Raw genomic sequence first — 18,494 nt, 5'->3', positions numbered from 1 at the left:
CACTTTATTCTCGCTTGATAATTTTTTATGTCTGAAGAATCTATCATTGTTGTTGGGGGAGGGATAGCTGGCTTAACAGGTGCTGCTCTTCTTTCTAAAGAGGGTTATCAGGTAACTTTGGTCGAAGCACATAGTCAATTAGGTGGTTGTGCAGGAACTTTTAAAAGAGGTTCTTATACCTTTGATGTTGGTGCTACCCAAGTTGCAGGTCTGGAGAGGGGAGGAATTCATCATCGTTTATTTAATTATTTAGATATTCCTTTACCTGATGCAAAAATTTTGGATCCTGGCTGTTCAGTTACTCTCGGTGATGGGAGTAGGCCAATCAATCTTTGGCATGATCCATTGAGATGGCAGAAAGAAAGACAAGAACAGTTTCCTGGGAGTGAAATCTTCTGGTCATTATGTTCTAAAATTCATGAAAGTAACTGGGAATTTGTCGAAAGAGATCCAATACTTCCGGTAAGAAATTTTTGGGATTTAAGTCAATTAATTAGAGCCATACGTCCTTCAAATCTTTTAACTGGTTTCTTGAGTAAGTTGACTATTGCAGACTTGCTTACAATAACCGGTTGTCATAAAGATAGACGTCTACGAAGTTTTTTAGACCTTCAATTAAAACTTTACTCTCAAGAGCCAGCAAGTAGAACGGCAGCTTTATACGGTGCAACTGTTCTTCAAATGGCCCAATCTCCTAGAGGTCTATGGCATCTTCATGGATCAATGCAAATTCTTAGCGATTTATTGAAAGATAGTTTTTTGAGAGATGGTGGAAGCCTTTTGATTGGGCATAGAGTGACCAAAATAATAAGGAAAGAAAATTCAAATGTTTTTGATGTCAAAGTGCTTGATAGAAGAAAGAATTTGTTACAGATGAAAGCATCAGATATTGTTTTTAGCTTGCCTCCTCAATCTCTTTTAGATTTAATTCCTATTGATGGAGGTTTATCTACAACATACCGTGAAAGTATAAAAAAATTACCTAAACCTAGTGGTGCCGTTGTATTTTACGGAGCTCTCCGTCGTGTAGATTTGCCCGTTGATTGTCCAGGTCATATTCAAGTATTTGATGAGCATTTTGGTTCTTTATTTATTTCTATCAGTTTGGAAAATGATCAACGTGCACCAATTGGGATGGCCACTTTAATAGCAAGTGTATTTGTAGATATTGATCAATGGTCTAATCTAGATAGTCAAGCATATACCAGAAAAAAAAGTGTCGTATCGAAACAGATTAGAGCTATTTTAGATCACAAGTTTGATTTGCTAGAGACGAGTTGGGATCATCAAGAACTTTCTACCCCAAGAAGCTTTGAAAGGTGGACAGGACGTCCTAGTGGAATAGTCGGAGGGCTTGGTCAACATCCAGATCAATTTGGTCCTTTTGGCTTGTCAAGTAGAACCCCTCTCAAAGGTTTATGGCTTTGTGGAGATTCTATATACCCTGGTGAAGGTACCGCTGGCGTCAGTCAATCAGCTTTGATGGTTGTAAGACAACTATTGGAATCTAAAGGTAGACATCTAAATATCCCTGTCTTTAATTAGTAGGTTTTAAAATGAAATTCTGTCTTTCTTCCTGTGTATTAACTAGTATTTTTTCGAGTTCACTCCAGTTCTCTTCAAGTAAATATTTTTCAAAAATATCTAGAGAATGTCTATAAGACGCTAAATGTCTCTCTATATTTTTTTTGTTCAATTTTGCCATGGAGACTCCTAGCTCTGGGTTTCCACCTCCAACCCTAGAGGTGTCAGCAAACCCACTGGATGCAATACTTTTTGCAAGTGAATATAAGGAAGGCTTTACATCTGTACTGAGTGTATTGAGTAATGCTGCGCTAATTAGAACTGGTAAATGTGAAATCAAGCCAACAGCTTCATCATGTATTTGAGCTTCAGAGCTTATCCATTGACTCCCAAGTGACAAAGTAATTTGGCGAACTATTTCGAGGGCTTTTTTATCAGTTTCTTTATTTGGAGTAACGACCCAGGGCTTATTTTTAAATAAATTATGTTGACCTGCGTTAACACCAGATTCTTCCGTTCCTGTCATTGGATGACTGGCTACAAAACGCGGATGTAACTTATTCCAAGTATTTAATATAGGGACTTTTACAGATCCAACATCAGTAACAACAGCATCCCTCGGAATGGAATTGATTAAAGCTGATGAAGGATTGAGGAGTTGTTCAAGTGGTAAAGCAATATAAATAAGAGAACAATGTTTTAAAACACTCAGGTCAGTACTAACAATTTGGGCGAGTTTTCTTGCTCTGGCTTTTTGTGCAGTTTTTTCTCGGTGAGTAATTCCATAAACTGTATATCCAAGCTTTTGGAGATCTAAGCCTAAGGAGCCTCCAATTAGACCTAATCCCACAATTCCAATATTTTCAGATGGTTTTGTTTTAAGCTCCATAAGTAGTATTGTTCTATATATTTATTGATAGGGCAACACGATTAAAAGATTTTTTTGATAAAAGGTCCTACTAATGCTTGAGGTGCATTCACATAAACATCTAAAAAAATACTATCAAAAAAATCTTGCTCTATGGCCTCATAATTTGACCCTTGCAAGATTGATCTCTAGAAGCTTAAGTCGTAAAGATAATACTTTTATTCAATTATCAAGTGACAGTAGAAATTTTTGGTGGCCTGGCCTTTTGATTCCACTTTGTTTGCATAACAATAATATTGTGTTGATTCTTTCAGAGAGACAATATCGACTCTTGTTTGAAGTGGAATTACCAAAGTTAAGTTCTAGTCGATTAGGTTTCGATTATGTAGAAGGAATTGAATTAATTCCCTCAGATGAAAAAATTTGGGTTCTAAGATACCAAGATCTTATTTTTGCAAATGAAAAAGATTTATTAAAAAATCGCCAATTAATTTTTCCTGAATCTGAGTTTATTTCTAACGAGCTTAGAGAGTCTATGTCTATTAAAATTACTCCAAAAGATTGGCAGAATTTAATTGCTTCTCGCTCACGTTTTGAAGCTTCAATTATTGAAGCTCATGAGCGTCTAAGTCGAAGTCTTTTCAGTCATTCATTAAGTTCTGATGCTGTTATAAGAATTGATTATAAGGAACTTTTAGCATTAAAAGAAATTCTCAAAGATGACTTGCCTTCCATAATGCCTTGGCGGCGGGCTCTTAATGTCGTCAACAATAGATGGGTAACATGGGCTAAACTAGATAATCAAAAACTTAGCTGGGATTGGTATATTCAGCCTTTGCTTCCATTGCAAACTCTCTCAGGCCTGCTATCAAAAAATACTCTTTTAATGCTGACTAATTCTGGTCAAAGCGATTCTTTCTTTTTAGATTTAAATAGTAAAAAATTTACTTTCAATGTGAAGGTGGATTTGGGAAATAAATATGATCAAGAACCTATTCCTTTATTTGTTCCTAAAAGACAACCTTTGCCGAATACGTCTCATTTTTATCGTCATATTATAAGACAGTGTCAAAGATTAATTCTTGGGCGTACTCATCCAACTATTGTTTTGGTAGATGACTTGCAACTACGACTTCAGATAACTAGTGAACTAGCTGGAGAATTTGGATTGAGAGTCGTTCATGAAACGACTAATATTGAGACTAATGGGATTGTTTGTTGTAGTTGTCAGTGGTGGATTGTTAATCAGTACAATTTACCAACGCCAGATCAATTAATTTTTCCAGTGATTCCATTGCCTACTTTAGAATCACCTTGGATTGCCGCTAAAGTTGAAATGCTTAAGCATCAAGGTCGTGACTGGTTTCGAGAATTCCTTTTCCCAGAAACCCTTGCCATCCTTCTCAAATCGCTTGCTATTATTAGGGGGAAAGATGTTCGAGTCGCTATCCTTGACGGCCGCATGCGCTATAGAAATTGGGGAAAACTAATATTCGAAGCTCTTGAACCGTGGGTTGCTTTAGAGCGTTTGTTGCCTTATTAAAATCAATCTCTTAGATTAAAAAATATTTTTTTTTATAATGGGAGAAGCACGCCGAAGATCTGAGCAAGGCTTGAAACCTCGTAATAAGAAAAATCCTAGGAGTGAGTCACCTCGTATTGTTTCTTGGTTTCCTGTTACGCAAGCGCAAAGAGATCAATTTATACAATTAAGTATTCGCGCAGGATGGATAGGTATTGCTGCTTTAGTTATTCTTTGGATCATTGTTCGCTTTGTTGGTCCTGCAGCAGGGTGGTGGATTCCTGCTGATATCAGATAAAGCCAAGTATGTTTTACCTTTAACCGTTCGCTGAAACTTGGCTTAGGTTTGGTCGTGAAGAAGCTTGTCGAGCCGCTGACGCTAATGGTCTCATTGAATTAGCACTTACTTCTGAGCCCTCAGTTAATTTTTCTTTAACTAACTTTTCAATTATTTCTTTTGATTCAGGATTTTGTTCAAGCCAAGTAATGGTGTTGTCTCTCCCTTGCCCAATATTGTCACCTTCATAGCTATACCAAGCTCCTTTACGAGTAACGACATTAGTCTCATCTGCTAAATCAAGAAGACAACCAAGAGTACTAATTCCTTTCCCAAAAAGAATATCAAATTCGGCTATTCGAAATGGAGGCGCAACTTTGTTTTTTGCAACTTTCACTTTTGCACGAATTCCATATTCTTCAGTTCCTCTCTTTAACGTTTGGATACGACGAATATCTAATCTTACAGAGGCATAAAACTTAAGAGCGTTTCCACCAGTTGTTGTTTCTGGATTCCCATATGTAATACCAATTTTTAGACGTAATTGATTTAAGAAAATTACTGTGCAACCAGACTTTCCAATATTTCCAGTAATTTTTCTCATTGCTTGACTCATTAGACGAGCTTGAGCACCTACTGAATGATCACCCATTTCTCCTTCTATCTCTGAACGGGGCGTCAGTGCAGCGACTGAATCAACAACTACTAGATCGACTGCAGCAGATCTAATAAGTTGGTCAACGATTTCCAATGCCATCTCACCTGTATCCGGTTGAGATACGAGAAGATTTTCTACATCAACACCAAGCGAAGCTGCATAGACTGGGTCAAGAGCATGTTCTGCATCTACAAAAGCAGCAACTCCGCCGTTACGTTGAATCTCTGCTATTGCATGTAATGTCAGCGTTGTTTTTCCAGAACTTTCGGGACCATAAACTTCAATTACACGTCCTTTGGGATAGCCTCCACCAAGAGCTAAATCAAGAGTTAAAGCGCCCGTAGATATTGTTTCTACCCGCATCTTTGATGCGTCGCCAAGACGCATGATCGAACCCTTTCCGAAATTGCGTTCTATTTGCCCAACAACTAAGCTCAATGCTTTTTCTTTCTCTCCAGATTTTGCGTCTATTTTCTTAGATTCAGTTAATTGGAGTGGCTTACCTTCGTTTGACATGATAAATAACTTTAATTCAGAGGGATAACAAAAGACGTTGGGATTGATGATGAAATACTCAGCTCCTCAACGAATAGCAATTAAACCGATAGTACAGACGTACGCTATTAAGTCAAGACCACTTCGAGATAGGTTCTCGTAAAATATCTAAATTTAGTAATTTAATACCAGAAGGAAGATTATTTCGATCCTGAGGTTTCAAGTATCCCCAGTTTGCTAAGTAACAAGGGATAGATCTCAGGGTTTGATCTTCCAAGACTTTTTCTAAGGTAGTTCTACGATCTTCAATAAACCCTCGAATTATTCTTTTCTGTAAGAGTTGGTTCAAGACATCGACTTTGCTCCCTGATTCATGACCGAAAACAAGCTTTGGATGAAGATCGAAACAATCCAAAAGTTTTTTTGTGAACTCGATACTTTTTGTTGTTAAAACAGCAAATTCAATGCCTTCCTTCTCAAGTTTTTTGAGGCGTTGAGTGACTAAAGAAAAAGGCTGATGCAAATTTAACCACTGATTGAAATTATTTGATATTGCTTCTCTTCTAGTTTGATTTAAAGCTTCTTGTAATTTAAAAGGTGTCCAACCTCGTCGATTAAGTGCTGAAGTACATTCTTTTGAGTAATTTTTTGAGAAACTCTCAATACCTTTTAAGTTTAGTTGACTAGTTTTATCTGAACATTCAGCAGCCAATATAACCATTTCCCAACCATGATGAACCCAGGGTCTCAGAGTTTTAAAAGCTGCGGGAATCTCACTAGAAAAAGAAATTATTTCTTTTTCTTTGGCAGAACATATGTTTAGACAAGTTTGATGAGAACTTGACCAATACTCCTTGATGCCGTCAACTATGACACCATCAAAATCCAGTACAAGTAAAGGTTTATCTATCACTAATTCTTGAAAACTGGGCCGCTAGGATTCGAACCTAGGAATGTCGAGACCAAAACCCGATGCCTTACCACTTGGCGACGGCCCATTGTTCCAAATCTATGTTTGCAATGGAGTGACAAAGATTTGGATTCTATCTCTTAGATAATTGCATATTTGATTCAATCCTGTCATGTCTTTATCCAGTTTTTTTGAGTTAATCGGAAAAAATATTCATTATTAAAGCTCGACTTGTGCTTTCGAATGATTGATTTAGCTAGAAAAAATCAATTATAAAGATTTTCTTACAAGCCAAGGATTTATTAGTCGCTTTGCTTCTGAAAGAGCCGCCTCCCAGCCTTCGGGCCATTCTCTAAGACTAATTCCTTTTCGTTGAGCTTCTTCTAGCCATGGTTGGATTATCTTTCTTGCTTTTCCTCCAAAAGCAATTCCTTCAGGTCCTTTAATCCCTGGGAGGTACTTAATTGTTGATTCATTAGTCCCTCCAGCAAGTTGCAACGGGCCTGGTGGAGCAATTGGGCGTAATCTTTCCCAAAGTTTTACGGCGATTTTGGCCGCACCTGCTCCGAGATCTCCACTCATTCGACGCCCATCAATTTGCCAAAGAGGTTTTTGATTATGAATTCTCAGGAATTTATGTCGCAGCCAAAGTTCTTCTGCTAATTGTTCATGGTTTATTCCATGTCCTTGTAAACCGCAACTAACAGATAATCGCTTTAGCTGCAGGTCGCCTTTGAAAATTTCCTTGATTGTTTTTTCAAATTCTTTGCCTCTTCCTGGAGCAGTATGAATTTCTACTGCATCTGGTTTGATAGTGGTTAACAATGGAGCGAAATCTCTCAGAGTTAATCTTCGATCTTTTTCGTGAATAATGCCTAAAGGGCATGTATCAATACATCGACCACATCCATAGCATTTTTTAGCATTTACACCACCTGCGTTTTCAATCGCGTGAGCCGGACAAATATTTTGACAGGGTCTTAAGCAATTCGATGGACATAGGTCTGGATTAAACCAAGCTTTGCGAAAATGCGAATCTTTCCCATCACTTAAACTGATCATCAGCCATGGTTTTTTCCCATAGGTTTCGAAAACCCAATCAATAGCATTGCGAGCTGCAAGAACAACAGCTTCGTCGGCAGCGAGGTCAATGCAATGAACCCCTGCAGCCCCATAAATTGAGCAAAGATCATTTATTGAAGGTAAATCTTGATTACTTGCACCACAGATTAATTTTACCCAGTTACCTTTTTTGAGAGCTTCCGAATTGCAAGTTGAATTTGGATTAATCACCTTGATGAATTTCTAATCCTTATTAATGAATTCATTTAAAGGTTGCCATTTAATACTTCGAGCCCCACCCATTTCAATAACAATTTTTATACGAGGTTCCTTTTGGCAGAGATTATTTATTGCTAATAGTTCCGACTTGGATAAGACTTGACCCTCTAATAACCATAGAACTAGGGGTTTATCTTCGACTAACAATTCATTTAATTGAGGAATAACTTGTTGAACTTCGCCTAAAGCACCATTTCGCCCTACATTTTGATGTCCCAAATGTGGTGGTCGGATTCCATGTAATTGGGTAAGAAAGACAACTGGATCTCCCAATCCTCGAGCGGAAGTTACCTGTGTTTGATATCCACTAGCTCTTAGTCTTCGAAGTAAACGAGTTTCTGCTCCTCCTTCTAATGGAGAAAGGATGGCAAGGCAGCCGAATGATTCAAGATCAGTGCGAAATTTCTGGCCAGAGAGTAATAAAGGCATCCTTAAATCAAATTCTTTCTCTTATTCAAGTGAAGCATCACACAAAATGGGTGTTAATAGTGTAATCTTTTAAGTTGCTAAAGCTTTTCTATGCTCGCCCGCTAGCCGAGCCTCTGGATGCTTGAGCAGATTAGACGTTTGCGTTTAGTCTTTTTGGCCAGTGCAGAAGAATTAATTTTCTTTTGTCGAGATACTATTTGAACTTTGTGAAAAGTTTAAAAAAGTCTCAGCCAGCTGATTGTCGCTAGCATTTCCAAATAAATTGAACTTCAATTAATTTCAACTTTTTTGGCTAGATAGGCGATTTAATTCAGATTTCAAGTCTTTCTCCTTAGAGATGATTGACCTTTTGCTGGCGTTTATTTAACTCATGTCTTTAGGAATCTTAGGTAAGAAGTTGGGTATGTCCCAACTCTTCGATGATCAAGGCAGAGCCGTTCCAGTCACTTTGATCGAAGCGGGTCCCTGTCGAATCACTCAATTGAAATCTGCTGATACGGATGGCTATGCCGCTGTACAGATAGGCTTTCAGTTAATTCGTGAAAAACTTATCAACAAACCTTCAAAAGGTCACCTTGCTAAATCAGGGAATGACCTTTTGCGTCATCTTCGAGAGTACCGAGTAGAAAATTCTAGTGAATTTGAACTTGGAGCTTCAATAACCGTTGATGATTTCGAAAAAGGTCAAAAAGTTGATATTAGTGGTGACACTATGGGTAGAGGATTCGCTGGTTATCAAAAGCGACATGGATTTAGCCGAGGTCCCATGAGTCACGGTTCAAAGAATCATCGATTACCTGGTTCAATAGGAGCTGGAACAACTCCAGGTCGTGTTTATCCTGGAAAAAGGATGGCTGGTCGAATGGGCGGTAAAAAAGTCACTACCAGAGCACTTGAAATTCTAAAGATAGATACAAATCACAATTTATTGGTAGTAAAAGGATCCGTTCCAGGGAAGCCTGGATCTCTTTTAAATATAAGACCAGCCAAAAGAGTTGGCGCCCCTACCCAGCAAGGAGGTAAATGATGACTAACTGTACTGTTCTTGATTGGCAAGGGAAAGAGGCTGGAGAATCATCAATTGATTTGAAGACTGCAAAGGAATCCTCAGCCGCAGATTTATTACATCGTGCTGTTTTGCGTCAACAGGCTCACAGCCGTCAAGGTACTGCAAGCACTTTGACTAGGTCTGAGGTTCGAGGAGGTGGGCGAAAACCCTACAAGCAAAAGGGTACTGGTAGAGCAAGACAAGGCTCAATTAGAACTCCTCTTCGACCAGGAGGTGGGATTATATTTGGCCCTAAGCCTCGCAAATATAACTTGGAAATGAATAGGAAGGAGCGAAGGCTAGCTCTTCGGACTGCTCTAATGAGTAGAATTCCAGACGCAAAAATAATCAAAGACTTCGGTTCAAAGCTTGAAGTTCCAAAAACAAGTGAAATTGTTGCTCTACTCAAGCGAGTAGGAATTGATTCTGATGTGAAAATTCTCATTATTCTCAATAAACCATCAGAAATTATAAAGCGTTCAATTAAAAACTTAGAGAAAGTAAAGCTTATCTCTGCCGATCAATTAAATGTGTTTGATCTTCTCAATGCCAATTCTTTGGTAATAGGCGAAGACGCATTATCAACCATTAAGGAGGTCTATGGTAATGACTAAATTTTTTGAGAAACGACTTACTGATGTGATTAAGCGTCCTTTGATAACTGAGAAGGCTACAAAAGCTTTGGATTTAAATCAGTATACGTTTGAAGTCGATCCAAGGGCAGCTAAGCCAGACATAAAAGCTGCTGTAGAAAAAATGTTTGATGTCAAGGTTCTTGGTATTAGTACTATGAATCCCCCAAGAAAAAGCAGACGAGTTGGCAGGTTTTCTGGAAAGAGGCCTCAAGTGAAGAAGGCTGTGGTCCGCCTAGCTGAAGGCAACTCCATACAGTTGTTCCCAGAATCAGAGGAGGCTTAAAACAATGGCAATAAGAAGTTTCAAACCTTACACACCTGGTACTCGTTCAAGAGTAGTAACTGACTTTAGTGAAGTTACATCCAGTAAACCTGAGCGCTCACTTGTAGTATCCAAGCATCGAAAAAAAGGGCGCAACAATAGAGGAGTAATTACTTGTCGACATAGAGGAGGGGGGCATAAGAGGTTATATCGGATTGTTGATTTTCGTCGAAATAAGCATGGTGTTTCGGCCAAAGTTGCGGCAATACATTATGACCCACATCGGAATGCAAGACTTGCTCTACTTTTCTACTCTGATGGTGAAAAGAGATACATACTTGCTCCTGCTGACATAACTGTTGGGCAAGAAGTTATTTCAGGTCCAGATGCACCAATTGAAACTGGGAATGCTTTACCACTTTCTTCAATGCCTTTAGGCTCGAGCGTTCATTGTGTTGAGCTGTATCCAGGCCGAGGCGGTCAGATGGTTCGTACAGCTGGAGCTAGTGCCCAAGTCATGGCTAAGGAAGGAGATTATGTTGCTTTGAAATTACCTTCAACTGAAGTTCGTTTAGTTAGAAAAGAATGCTACGCCACTCTTGGAGAGGTTGGTAATTCAGAAATTAGAAATACGAGCCTTGGAAAAGCTGGAAGAAGAAGATGGCTTGGAAGACGACCTCAAGTTAGAGGAAGTGTAATGAATCCATGCGATCACCCTCATGGAGGTGGAGAGGGAAAAGCACCTGTTGGACGTGCTGGTCCTGTAACCCCTTGGGGTAAAGCTGCTCTTGGTTTAAAAACTAGGAAGAAGAATAAGCCCAGTAATAAGTACGTTCTTCGAAAACGACGCAAAGTATCTAAACGGAGTAGAGGAGGTCGCGATTCATGATTTCTATCTTTCTTCACCAATTCTTTTAAACCGTTATGGGACGTTCACTCAAAAAAGGGCCTTTTATTTCAGACAGTTTGCTTCGTAAAATCGAGAAGCAAAACTCTAATGACGATAAAGCTGTCATCAAAACATGGTCAAGAGCTTCAACAATTCTGCCATTGATGATTGGCCACACAATTGCTGTTCACAATGGAAAAAGCCACATACCAGTTTTTATAACTGAGCAAATGGTTGGACACAAGTTAGGTGAGTTTGCCCCAACTCGAACCTACAGAGGTCACATCAGAGATAAAAAAGGAGCACGCTAATCATGACTACTTCATCTACTAAAACGACAGCCCAAGCTCATGGTCGTTACATCCGCGGATCTGCTTCAAAAGTAAGACGTGTACTTGATCAAATAAGAGGAAGAACTTACAGGGATGCATTAATTATGCTTGAATTCATGCCTTACCGATCAACTGAGCCAATAACAAAGGTATTGAGATCAGCTGTTGCTAATGCAGAAAACAATCTTGGACTTGACCCTTCTTCTTTGATGATTTCCACTGCTACGGCTGACATGGGCCCACCAATGAAGCGCTATCGGCCTAGGGCTCAAGGCAGAGCATTTGCTATCAAAAAGCAGACGTGCCACATCAGCATTTCTGTTTCGGCCACTCAATCAACCAATTCTGAGGACTCAGACTGATGGGACATAAAATTCACCCTACCGGAATTAGGCTTGGTATCACCCAAGAACATCGTTCTAAATGGTACGCACCAAGTAAAACTTATCCCTTATTGCTGCAAGAAGATGATCGGATCCGTACTTTCATCAAGAAAAAATATTTAGCAGCAGGCATAAGTGATGTATTGATTGCCCGAAAGGCAGATCAACTTGAGGTTGAATTGAAAACTGCTAGGCCTGGAGTAATTGTGGGTAGGCAAGGAAGTGGGATTGAAGAACTCAGATCGGGTATTCAAAAAACAATTGGTGATAGAAATAGACAAGTCCGCATAAATGTAGTTGAAGTAGAAAAAGTTGATGCTGATGCTTATCTTCTGGCTGAATATATTGCGCAGCAACTTGAAAAGCGTGTTGCTTTTAGACGAACAATCCGAATGGCGGTACAAAGAGCCCAAAGAGCTGGTGTTTTAGGTCTAAAAATACAAGTTGGTGGAAGGCTGAATGGTGCTGAAATAGCACGTTCTGAATGGACACGTGAGGGGAGAGTTCCTCTCCACACTTTGAGAGCAGAAATTGATTATGCAACCAAAGTAGCTAGTACAACCTATGGCGTTTTAGGAATCAAGGTATGGGTTTTCAAAGGCGAAGTTCTTCCTAAAGAAGAACAACCCTTGCCTGTCGGTTCTTCTCCTCGACGAAGTAGGGGAAATCGAAGGCCTCAACAATTTGAGGATCGTTCCAATGAAGGTAAATAAGGAGTTTTAATCATGCTTAGCCCAAAAAGAACCAAATTTCGTAAACAACAAAGAGGCCGTATGCGCGGCGTTGCCACTAGAGGCAACAAAATCGCTTTTGGTCAGTTTGCATTGCAAGCTCAAGACTGTGGATGGGTCACCTCAAGGCAAATCGAGGCAAGTCGACGAGCAATGACTCGTTATGTCAAAAGGGGAGGACAGATTTGGATTCGTATTTTCCCAGATAAGCCAGTGACAATGAGGCCTGCTGAAACAAGAATGGGATCTGGTAAAGGTAATCCAGAATTTTGGGTTGCAGTTGTCAAACCTGGTCGAATCTTGTTTGAAATGGGCGGAGACGAAATTACAGAGGCAATTGCAAAAGAGGCAATGCGACTTGCTCAATACAAGCTGCCTGTTAAAACAAAATTTATTTCCCTAGATGAAGATCTCAATAAGGGAAATTATAAACCTGCTAAAACGCCAGTTACAGCAGATGATTCGGAGTCATCATCATGAGCAAAACAACTACGAAAGATCTACGGAATCTCTCTGATTCCGAGATGTCAGACAAGATTCAAAATCTTCGTAAAGAACTTTTTGACCTTCGTTTTAAGCAAGCCACCAGACAGCTAGCTAAAACTCACCGTTTCAAAGAGGCACGAACTGAATTGGCTCAACTTTTAACGGTTTCTAATGAGCGAAGCCGCTCAAACACATCATCTTGATTTTTTAGTTATGGCACTTAAGGAAATGGTTGGCACTGTTGTCAGTGACAAAATGCAAAAAACAGTAGTCGTAGCTGTGGAAAATAGATTTCCACATCCTATCTACCAAAAAATTATTAGTCGTACGACTAGATATAAAGCCCATGATGCAGAAAACCATTGCAAAGTGGGAGACAGAGTTCGAATTAAAGAGTCTCCTCCTATTAGCGCTCACAAACGATGGACGGTTACAGATGTTCTTGTTAAGGGTATGAAATCTAAGGAGGCTGCAAAATGATTCAGCAAGAAACATTCTTAACCGTTGCAGATAATAGTGGGGCCAAACGTTTGCAATGCATAAGGGTCTTGGGTTCTAATCGCCGGTATGCCCACGTTGGTGATGTGATTGTTGCTTCTGTTAAAGATGCGATGCCAAATATGGGAGTCAAAAAATCAGATGTCGTTAAAGCAGTTGTTGTTCGTACGAGAGCAACAATGCGTAGAGAGACTGGAAATTCAATTCGCTTTGATGACAACGCTGCTGTTCTTATTAATGATGATCAAAACCCAAGAGGTACTAGGGTATTTGGTCCCGTCGCACGAGAATTAAGAGAGCGCAATTTTACTAAAATTGTCTCTTTAGCTCCAGAGGTTATTTAGTCATGCCAGCAATTAACAAAACCAAAGGTTCTGCTGATCGGATCAAAATGAAAATCCGTAAAGGAGACACAGTTCAGGTTATTTCTGGAAAGGACAAGGGTAAAACCGGTGAAGTCCTTAAAACACTTCCCTATGAAAATAGGGTTTTAGTCCAAGGAATTAACCAAAGAACAAAGCATGTAAAACCCTCACAAGAAGGAGAAACTGGTCGAATAGAAACCAAAGAATTTTCCTTGCATGCTTCAAATGTAATGATCTACTCAACTAAAGAAAAAGTTGCTAGTAAGGTTGAGATTTTTGTAGATAAAGACGGATCAAAGAAACGACGATTAAAAAAGACTGGGGAATTAATCGATTAATTCACTATTCCTTTGTCTGAATCAAGTACAGCAGACTTTCTTTTCCCAATTGAATTCTGACCAAGACCAGAATTAACTTTTTTCCAACAATGTCACTAAAAACACGTTACCGAGAGACAATTCGACCAAAGCTTTTAAAAGATCTTGGTCTAAAAAATGTTCATCAAGTTCCTAAGGTGCAAAAGGTCACTTTAAATAGAGGTCTTGGTGAAGCCGCAACGAATTCAAAAGCTTTAGAGGCCTCTCTAAAGGAAATGGCAACAATTTCGGGACAAAAAGCTCTTGTGACAAGAGCTAAGAAAGCAATTGCTACTTTTAAGATCAGACAAGGCATGCCCATAGGTTGCGCCGTCACACTTAGAGGTGACCGAATGTATGCATTTTTGGAAAGGTTCATAAATTTGGCACTTCCAAGAATCAGAGATTTTCGTGGTGTGAGTCCAAAAAGCTTTGATGGCCGAGGAAATTACACCATTGGAGTCAAAGAGCAACTTATTTTCCCTGAGATTACTTTTGACAAAGTCGACACCATTAGAGGCATGGATATCACAATTGTGACCAGTGCTTCCTCTGATGAACAAGGTAAGGCTCTTCTAAGTGAAATGGGAATGCCTTTCCGTAAAAAATGAGTTTGATTAGCTAAATACTATGGCCAACCACGATCCAATTTCAGACATGCTCACTCGCATAAGAAATGCAAGTGAAAAACGTCATGAAAAAACCAAAGTCCCTGCTTCAAGAATGTCTCTTAGTATCGCTAAGGTTCTTCAAAGTGAGGGATTCATTGCTGAAATCAATGAAGAAGGAGAAGGCTTTCGAAAGCAGCTCATTCTTGGATTGAAATATACTGGGAAGCATCGCTCACCAATTATTCGTTCCATGCAGCGAGTTAGTAAGCCTGGCTTGAGGATTTATAAAAATACTCGAGGATTACCAAAAGTTTTAGGAGGTCTTGGAATTGCAATAATTTCTACCTCTAACGGTGTCATGAGTGATCGTGATGCTCGGAAGCAAGGTGTTGGAGGAGAAGTCCTCTGCTACGTCTGTTGATTGATTAGGTATTTATTATGTCTCGTACTGGAAAAAAACCAATCTCCCTTCCCGAAAAGGTAGATGTAAAATTTGAAGGGCTTTCCATCACTGTAAAAGGTCCGAAAGGAGAACTGAAGAGAACTCTTCCTAATGGGGTAAGCCTAAGCAAAGATGAAAACTTTATTTTTGTTAAACCTATAAATGAAAAAAGACAGTCTAGGGAAATGCATGGGCTATGTAGATCTCTTGTTGCAAATATGGTTGAGGGAGTTAGTAATGGTTTTACAAAAAAACTTGAGATTGTTGGTGTGGGATCAAGAGCCCAAGTAAAAGGAAAAACTCTTGTTGTTAGTGCAGGTTATAGTCATCCAGTTGAGGTTGTTCCTCCAGAAGGCATAACTTTTAAAGTTGAAAATAATACAAATGTGATTGTAACTGGACCTGATAAAGAATTAGTTGGCAATGAAGCTGCCAAAATTAGAGCAATCAGGCCCCCAGAACCTTATAAAGGCAAAGGAATTAAATATCAAGGAGAACTAATAATTAGAAAAGCTGGTAAGTCTGGCAAAACTTAATCTTGTTTATTTGTCTTTTTAAAAACTTTAGTCATGTCAAAACTTTCTAGAAAACAACAGACCCAAAAACGACATAAACGCTTGAGGAGAAACTTAAGCGGAACAGAGTCTCGACCAAGACTTGCTGTTTTTCGTTCTAATAACCACATTTATGCTCAAATAATAGATGACGATGCTCAAAACACTATATGTGCAGCATCAACTCTTGATAAAGACCTGAAAGCTTCTTTAAAAGTTAATGCTGGAAGTTGCGATGCTTCTACAGCAGTAGGAGAGCTTGTTGCAAAAAAAGCTTTATCAAAAGGCATCAAACAAGTTATCTTTGACAGAGGTGGGAACATCTATCATGGCAGGGTTAAAGCTCTAGCCGAAGCTGCCAGAGTGGCAGGCTTGAACTTTTAATCATTGCTTTAATAATGACAGACTCTAACAACCAGTCCCCAAATAAAAAAACTTCTGGATCATCAAGTGCCCCTCCAGCGGCAGATGGTAGGCAGGAAAATCGTCGCAGTCGTGGTGAAAAACGCGGAGGAAGAAGAGATCGAAGAGGTCAAGAAAGAGATTCTGAATGGCAAGAAAGAGTTGTCCAAATTAGAAGGGTTTCGAAAACAGTCAAAGGTGGAAAAAAAATGAGTTTTAGAGCAATAGTTGTAGTAGGCAATGAAAAAGGACAAGTTGGAGTTGGTGTTGGAAAAGCGGGAGATGTTATAGGTGCCGTTCGTAAAGGAGTTGCTGATGGCAAAAAACATTTAGTTCGTGTTCCTTTAACTCGAAATAGTTCGATCCCAACTCTCTCTAACGGTAGAGATGGGGCAGCAAGTGTGTTGATTCGTCCTGCAGCTCCTGGAACAGGTGTAATTGCGGGTGGTTCAATTCGTACCGTTCTAGAGTTAGCTGGAATTAAGAATGTACTTGCAAAGCGATTAGGCAGTAAGACCCCTCTTAATAATGCTCGTGCTGCAATGGTTGCTTTAAGTGAGTTAAGAACTCATAAAGCCACAGCAAAAGAGCGTGGTATTTCACTTGAGCAGATTTATTCCTAAAAATCATGACTATTAAATTAGAATCTCTTCAATCAAATAAAGGATCTAGACGTAAAAAAATGCGTAAAGGTCGAGGAATAGCTGCTGGTCAAGGTGCTAGTTGCGGCTTTGGTATGAGGGGACAAAAATCTAGATCAGGAAGACCTACTCGCCCAGGATTTGAGGGTGGTCAAATGCCTTTGTACAGACGAGTTCCAAAACTAAAGCATTTCCCAATTGTTAATCAGAAAAATTTTACTGTCCTCAATGTTTCTAGGTTGAATGCATTGAAAGATGGGACAATAGTTAACCTCGATTTATTGGTCAAGGAGGGTATTTTGACTAAACCAAAAAATCCTCTAAAAATCCTTGGTAATGGGAAATTAGAAGTAAAATTGACTGTTCAAGCTGCAGCGTTTACAGCATCTGCTAAAAATAAAATTGAAGAAGTCGGGGGCTCATGTGAGCTATATAACTAATTGCTTTATCTCGAGAATTTAGTTTTATACACTAGCCTCCAATCAATTATCCTTGTTAAATGTTAATAAGTCGTGGTCGAAACCCAAGTGCAGGTGAAGTAATCACCCAGCTTTTTAGTAATGAGGAACTTAGGGGTAGAGTATTTACGACCCTAGGCTTATTGCTAATTGTTAGATTAGGAATTTATATTCCTATGCCTGGAATAGATAGAGAGGCTTTTAAAACTTTTATTGATCAGGGAGGACAATTAATTGGATTTCTTGATATTTTTACAGGCGGTGGGATTTCAACTTTAGGAGTTTTTGCACTAGGTATTCTTCCATTTATTAATGCGTCAATAATTATTCAATTGCTTACTGCCTCTTTACCTCAATTGGAAGATTTACAGAAAAATGAAGGAGAAGCAGGAAGAAGGAAGATTGCTCAAATCACTAGATACGTCGCTTTGGGATGGGGATTGGTTCAAAGCACGGTTTTTGCTTTGATTCTTCGACAGTATGCGGTTGAAGGTATTAGCGAAACTGAATTCGTTATTCAGACATCACTGGCATTAGTCACTGGATCGATGATAGTTATGTGGCTTAGTGAGATCATTACTGAAAAAGGGATAGGCCAAGGCGCTTCATTAGTTATTTTTTTGAATATTGTTGCTACTTTGCCCAAGGCACTTAGTTCTACTATTGAAAAAGCTCAGACTGGAGATCGAGCGGATGTCCTGGGGATAATCATTCTTTTGATAGTTTTTTTAATTACTATTGTTGGTATTATTTTTGTTCAAGAAGGTGCTAGAAGGATTCCCATAGTAAGTGCAAAAAGTCAAATGGGTGGAGGAGCCCTTTTGCCAAGTAGGCAAAGTTATTTACCTCTTAAGTTAAATGCTGGTGGCGTTATGCCCATAATATTTGCTTCTGCATTAATTTTTCTACCAATAACAATCGCAAATTTTACTCAAAATCCTTTACTTATCAAGGCTGCGAGTTCACTTAATCCAGGCTCATCCAACCCATGGCCATATGCAATTACCTTTTTTGCATTAATTTTAGGTTTCGCTTACTTTTATGCTTCTCTAACAATTAATCCATTAGACATAGCCTCTAATTTAAAAAAAGGTGGTGTTGCAATTCCAGGCGTAAGACCAGGAGGTGCTACTTCTAATTACCTTTCAGGTGTTCAAAATCGCCTTACTTTGCTTGGTGGATTATTTCTTGGTTCAGTTGCTATTGTCCCTGCTGCAGTAGAGAGAGCAACTAATGTTCAAACTTTTCAAGGGCTTGGGGCAACGTCACTATTGATCTTGGTAGGAGTGGCAATTGATACCTCTAAACAGATTCAGACTTATGTCATTTCTCAAAGATATGAAGGATTAGTACGCCAATAAAGTTTTACTATGATTT

27 protein-coding genes and 1 tRNA gene are annotated in these 18,494 nt (G+C 39.1%); 22 read left to right on the top strand and 6 right to left on the bottom strand.

The annotated features are described in order from the left end of the window. The first annotated feature begins 27 nt into the window (after window positions 1–27). A complete protein-coding gene (gene crtD, locus PMN2A_RS08940) occupies window positions 28–1,545 on the top strand; it encodes a C-3',4' desaturase CrtD (protein ID WP_011295481.1) in 1,518 nt (505 codons plus the stop codon). Here crtD and PMN2A_RS08935 read toward each other — a convergent pair. Then, window positions 1,538–2,413 (bottom strand): prephenate/arogenate dehydrogenase, encoded by an 876-nt coding sequence (locus PMN2A_RS08935; RefSeq protein ID WP_011295480.1) that lies wholly within the window; start codon window positions 2,411–2,413, stop codon window positions 1,538–1,540. The two genes, crtD and PMN2A_RS08935, sit on opposite strands and share 8 nt — an antisense overlap. Window positions 2,414–2,486: 73 nt before the next feature. Between PMN2A_RS08935 and PMN2A_RS08930 the strand changes: the two genes are divergently transcribed. Together PMN2A_RS08930 and PMN2A_RS08925 are read left to right on the top strand one after the other, a co-directional pair. After that, window positions 2,487–3,935, top strand: coding sequence for a helicase (locus PMN2A_RS08930; protein ID WP_011295479.1), 1,449 nt, complete (start codon window positions 2,487–2,489; stop codon window positions 3,933–3,935). 37 nt (window positions 3,936–3,972) lie between these two features. After that, the gene (locus PMN2A_RS08925) at window positions 3,973–4,212 is read left to right on the top strand and encodes a DUF2839 domain-containing protein (RefSeq protein WP_011295478.1); all 240 of its coding nucleotides are present in this window, start codon (window positions 3,973–3,975) and stop codon (window positions 4,210–4,212) included. 19 nt (window positions 4,213–4,231) lie between these two features. On the opposite strand, the gene recA is transcribed toward PMN2A_RS08925, so the two are convergent. From recA to PMN2A_RS08900, 5 genes are all read right to left on the bottom strand, one after another. After that, complete coding sequence (gene recA / locus PMN2A_RS08920; protein ID WP_011295477.1) at window positions 4,232–5,365, bottom strand: recombinase RecA; 1,134 nt, start codon at window positions 5,363–5,365, stop codon at window positions 4,232–4,234. Window positions 5,366–5,477: 112 nt separating this feature from the next. Beyond that, complete coding sequence (locus tag PMN2A_RS08915) at window positions 5,478–6,257, bottom strand: HAD family hydrolase (RefSeq protein WP_011295476.1); 780 nt, start codon at window positions 6,255–6,257, stop codon at window positions 5,478–5,480. A 13-nt stretch (window positions 6,258–6,270) separates the two neighbouring features. Continuing rightward, window positions 6,271–6,342, bottom strand: a tRNA-Gln gene (locus PMN2A_RS08910). Window positions 6,343–6,524: 182 nt separating this feature from the next. Then, window positions 6,525–7,547: an LdpA C-terminal domain-containing domain gene (locus PMN2A_RS08905; protein WP_011295475.1), complete on the bottom strand. Its 1,023-nt coding sequence runs from the start codon at window positions 7,545–7,547 to the stop codon at window positions 6,525–6,527. A gap of 12 nt (window positions 7,548–7,559) precedes the next feature. Continuing rightward, a complete protein-coding gene (locus PMN2A_RS08900) occupies window positions 7,560–8,024 on the bottom strand; it encodes an NAD(P)H-quinone oxidoreductase subunit N (RefSeq protein ID WP_011295474.1) in 465 nt (154 codons plus the stop codon). 370 nt (window positions 8,025–8,394) lie between these two features. On the opposite strand from PMN2A_RS08900, the gene rplC reads away from it, so the two are divergent. From rplC to secY, 19 genes are all read left to right on the top strand, one after another. Further along, a complete protein-coding gene (gene rplC, locus PMN2A_RS08895) occupies window positions 8,395–9,051 on the top strand; it encodes a 50S ribosomal protein L3 (protein ID WP_011295473.1) in 657 nt (218 codons plus the stop codon). Then, window positions 9,051–9,686 carry a 50S ribosomal protein L4 gene (rplD, locus tag PMN2A_RS08890; protein ID WP_011295472.1) on the top strand — a complete coding sequence of 212 codons (636 nt, stop codon included), beginning with the start codon at window positions 9,051–9,053 and terminating at the stop codon, window positions 9,684–9,686. The genes rplC and rplD overlap by 1 nt, the downstream gene beginning before the upstream one ends. Continuing rightward, a complete protein-coding gene (locus tag PMN2A_RS08885; protein WP_011295471.1) occupies window positions 9,679–9,990 on the top strand; it encodes a 50S ribosomal protein L23 in 312 nt (103 codons plus the stop codon). Before rplD ends, PMN2A_RS08885 begins: the two co-directional genes overlap by 8 nt. Window positions 9,991–9,994: 4 nt before the next feature. After that, the gene (gene rplB, locus PMN2A_RS08880; RefSeq protein WP_011295470.1) at window positions 9,995–10,858 is read left to right on the top strand and encodes a 50S ribosomal protein L2; all 864 of its coding nucleotides are present in this window, start codon (window positions 9,995–9,997) and stop codon (window positions 10,856–10,858) included. Between the two features lie 35 nt (window positions 10,859–10,893). After that, window positions 10,894–11,169 (top strand): 30S ribosomal protein S19, encoded by a 276-nt coding sequence (gene rpsS, locus PMN2A_RS08875; protein WP_011295469.1) that lies wholly within the window; start codon window positions 10,894–10,896, stop codon window positions 11,167–11,169. A gap of 2 nt (window positions 11,170–11,171) precedes the next feature. Beyond that, the gene (gene rplV / locus PMN2A_RS08870; RefSeq protein WP_011295468.1) at window positions 11,172–11,552 is read left to right on the top strand and encodes a 50S ribosomal protein L22; all 381 of its coding nucleotides are present in this window, start codon (window positions 11,172–11,174) and stop codon (window positions 11,550–11,552) included. Continuing rightward, a complete protein-coding gene (gene rpsC, locus PMN2A_RS08865) occupies window positions 11,552–12,286 on the top strand; it encodes a 30S ribosomal protein S3 (RefSeq protein ID WP_011295467.1) in 735 nt (244 codons plus the stop codon). The genes rplV and rpsC overlap by 1 nt, the downstream gene beginning before the upstream one ends. 12 nt (window positions 12,287–12,298) lie before the next feature. Further along, window positions 12,299–12,784, top strand: a complete 486-nt coding sequence (rplP, locus tag PMN2A_RS08860; RefSeq protein ID WP_011295466.1) for a 50S ribosomal protein L16 — start codon at window positions 12,299–12,301, stop codon at window positions 12,782–12,784. Continuing rightward, a complete protein-coding gene (gene rpmC / locus PMN2A_RS10205; protein ID WP_011295465.1) occupies window positions 12,781–12,993 on the top strand; it encodes a 50S ribosomal protein L29 in 213 nt (70 codons plus the stop codon). The genes rplP and rpmC overlap by 4 nt, the downstream gene beginning before the upstream one ends. 10 nt (window positions 12,994–13,003) lie before the next feature. Beyond that, complete coding sequence (rpsQ, locus tag PMN2A_RS08855) at window positions 13,004–13,270, top strand: 30S ribosomal protein S17 (RefSeq protein WP_011295464.1); 267 nt, start codon at window positions 13,004–13,006, stop codon at window positions 13,268–13,270. Continuing rightward, on the top strand, window positions 13,267–13,632 hold the full coding sequence (gene rplN, locus PMN2A_RS08850) for a 50S ribosomal protein L14 (RefSeq protein WP_011295463.1): 366 nt from the start codon (window positions 13,267–13,269) through the stop codon (window positions 13,630–13,632). The genes rpsQ and rplN overlap by 4 nt, the downstream gene beginning before the upstream one ends. 47 nt (window positions 13,633–13,679) lie before the next feature. Beyond that, on the top strand, window positions 13,680–13,991 hold the full coding sequence (rplX, locus tag PMN2A_RS08845; RefSeq protein WP_181414088.1) for a 50S ribosomal protein L24: 312 nt from the start codon (window positions 13,680–13,682) through the stop codon (window positions 13,989–13,991). Between the two features lie 89 nt (window positions 13,992–14,080). Beyond that, window positions 14,081–14,620 (top strand): 50S ribosomal protein L5, encoded by a 540-nt coding sequence (rplE, locus tag PMN2A_RS08840; RefSeq protein WP_011295461.1) that lies wholly within the window; start codon window positions 14,081–14,083, stop codon window positions 14,618–14,620. Between the two features lie 19 nt (window positions 14,621–14,639). Next, window positions 14,640–15,041, top strand: a complete 402-nt coding sequence (gene rpsH / locus PMN2A_RS08835; protein WP_011295460.1) for a 30S ribosomal protein S8 — start codon at window positions 14,640–14,642, stop codon at window positions 15,039–15,041. A gap of 17 nt (window positions 15,042–15,058) precedes the next feature. Continuing rightward, window positions 15,059–15,598, top strand: coding sequence for a 50S ribosomal protein L6 (gene rplF / locus PMN2A_RS08830; RefSeq protein WP_011295459.1), 540 nt, complete (start codon window positions 15,059–15,061; stop codon window positions 15,596–15,598). Window positions 15,599–15,631: 33 nt separating this feature from the next. Then, entirely contained in the window at window positions 15,632–16,000 is a 369-nt protein-coding gene (gene rplR / locus PMN2A_RS08825; protein ID WP_011295458.1) for a 50S ribosomal protein L18, read from the top strand. Between the two features lie 14 nt (window positions 16,001–16,014). Beyond that, on the top strand, window positions 16,015–16,641 hold the full coding sequence (rpsE, locus tag PMN2A_RS08820; protein WP_011295457.1) for a 30S ribosomal protein S5: 627 nt from the start codon (window positions 16,015–16,017) through the stop codon (window positions 16,639–16,641). A 5-nt stretch (window positions 16,642–16,646) separates the two neighbouring features. Next, window positions 16,647–17,099, top strand: coding sequence for a 50S ribosomal protein L15 (rplO, locus tag PMN2A_RS08815; protein WP_011295456.1), 453 nt, complete (start codon window positions 16,647–16,649; stop codon window positions 17,097–17,099). 59 nt (window positions 17,100–17,158) lie between these two features. Further along, a complete protein-coding gene (gene secY, locus PMN2A_RS08810; RefSeq protein ID WP_011295455.1) occupies window positions 17,159–18,478 on the top strand; it encodes a preprotein translocase subunit SecY in 1,320 nt (439 codons plus the stop codon). The last annotated feature ends 16 nt before the right edge of the window (window positions 18,479–18,494 follow it).

This window comes from Prochlorococcus marinus str. NATL2A (genome assembly GCF_000012465.1).
GTDB lineage: Bacteria > Cyanobacteriota > Cyanobacteriia > PCC-6307 > Cyanobiaceae > Prochlorococcus_B > Prochlorococcus_B marinus_B.
The sequence above is the reverse complement of the archived record's forward strand: the minus strand, read 5'-3'. Positions and strand labels throughout refer to the sequence as shown.

Coding starts and splice junctions, on each gene's coding strand:
- crtD (WP_011295481.1), top strand. CDS start 28: ATGTCTGAAGAATCTATCATTGTTGTTGGGGGAGGGATAGCTGGCTTA.
- PMN2A_RS08935 (WP_011295480.1), bottom strand. CDS start 2,413: ATGGAGCTTAAAACAAAACCATCTGAAAATATTGGAATTGTGGGATTA.
- PMN2A_RS08930 (WP_011295479.1), top strand. CDS start 2,487: ATGCTTGAGGTGCATTCACATAAACATCTAAAAAAATACTATCAAAAA.
- PMN2A_RS08925 (WP_011295478.1), top strand. CDS start 3,973: ATGGGAGAAGCACGCCGAAGATCTGAGCAAGGCTTGAAACCTCGTAAT.
- recA (WP_011295477.1), bottom strand. CDS start 5,365: ATGTCAAACGAAGGTAAGCCACTCCAATTAACTGAATCTAAGAAAATA.
- PMN2A_RS08900 (WP_011295474.1), bottom strand. CDS start 8,024: ATGCCTTTATTACTCTCTGGCCAGAAATTTCGCACTGATCTTGAATCA.
- rplC (WP_011295473.1), top strand. CDS start 8,395: ATGTCTTTAGGAATCTTAGGTAAGAAGTTGGGTATGTCCCAACTCTTC.
- rplD (WP_011295472.1), top strand. CDS start 9,051: ATGACTAACTGTACTGTTCTTGATTGGCAAGGGAAAGAGGCTGGAGAA.
- PMN2A_RS08885 (WP_011295471.1), top strand. CDS start 9,679: ATGACTAAATTTTTTGAGAAACGACTTACTGATGTGATTAAGCGTCCT.
- rplB (WP_011295470.1), top strand. CDS start 9,995: ATGGCAATAAGAAGTTTCAAACCTTACACACCTGGTACTCGTTCAAGA.
- rpsS (WP_011295469.1), top strand. CDS start 10,894: ATGGGACGTTCACTCAAAAAAGGGCCTTTTATTTCAGACAGTTTGCTT.
- rplV (WP_011295468.1), top strand. CDS start 11,172: ATGACTACTTCATCTACTAAAACGACAGCCCAAGCTCATGGTCGTTAC.
- rpsC (WP_011295467.1), top strand. CDS start 11,552: ATGGGACATAAAATTCACCCTACCGGAATTAGGCTTGGTATCACCCAA.
- rplP (WP_011295466.1), top strand. CDS start 12,299: ATGCTTAGCCCAAAAAGAACCAAATTTCGTAAACAACAAAGAGGCCGT.
- rpmC (WP_011295465.1), top strand. CDS start 12,781: ATGAGCAAAACAACTACGAAAGATCTACGGAATCTCTCTGATTCCGAG.
- rpsQ (WP_011295464.1), top strand. CDS start 13,004: ATGGCACTTAAGGAAATGGTTGGCACTGTTGTCAGTGACAAAATGCAA.
- rplN (WP_011295463.1), top strand. CDS start 13,267: ATGATTCAGCAAGAAACATTCTTAACCGTTGCAGATAATAGTGGGGCC.
- rplX (WP_181414088.1), top strand. CDS start 13,680: ATGAAAATCCGTAAAGGAGACACAGTTCAGGTTATTTCTGGAAAGGAC.
- rplE (WP_011295461.1), top strand. CDS start 14,081: ATGTCACTAAAAACACGTTACCGAGAGACAATTCGACCAAAGCTTTTA.
- rpsH (WP_011295460.1), top strand. CDS start 14,640: ATGGCCAACCACGATCCAATTTCAGACATGCTCACTCGCATAAGAAAT.
- rplF (WP_011295459.1), top strand. CDS start 15,059: ATGTCTCGTACTGGAAAAAAACCAATCTCCCTTCCCGAAAAGGTAGAT.
- rplR (WP_011295458.1), top strand. CDS start 15,632: ATGTCAAAACTTTCTAGAAAACAACAGACCCAAAAACGACATAAACGC.
- rpsE (WP_011295457.1), top strand. CDS start 16,015: ATGACAGACTCTAACAACCAGTCCCCAAATAAAAAAACTTCTGGATCA.
- rplO (WP_011295456.1), top strand. CDS start 16,647: ATGACTATTAAATTAGAATCTCTTCAATCAAATAAAGGATCTAGACGT.
- secY (WP_011295455.1), top strand. CDS start 17,159: ATGTTAATAAGTCGTGGTCGAAACCCAAGTGCAGGTGAAGTAATCACC.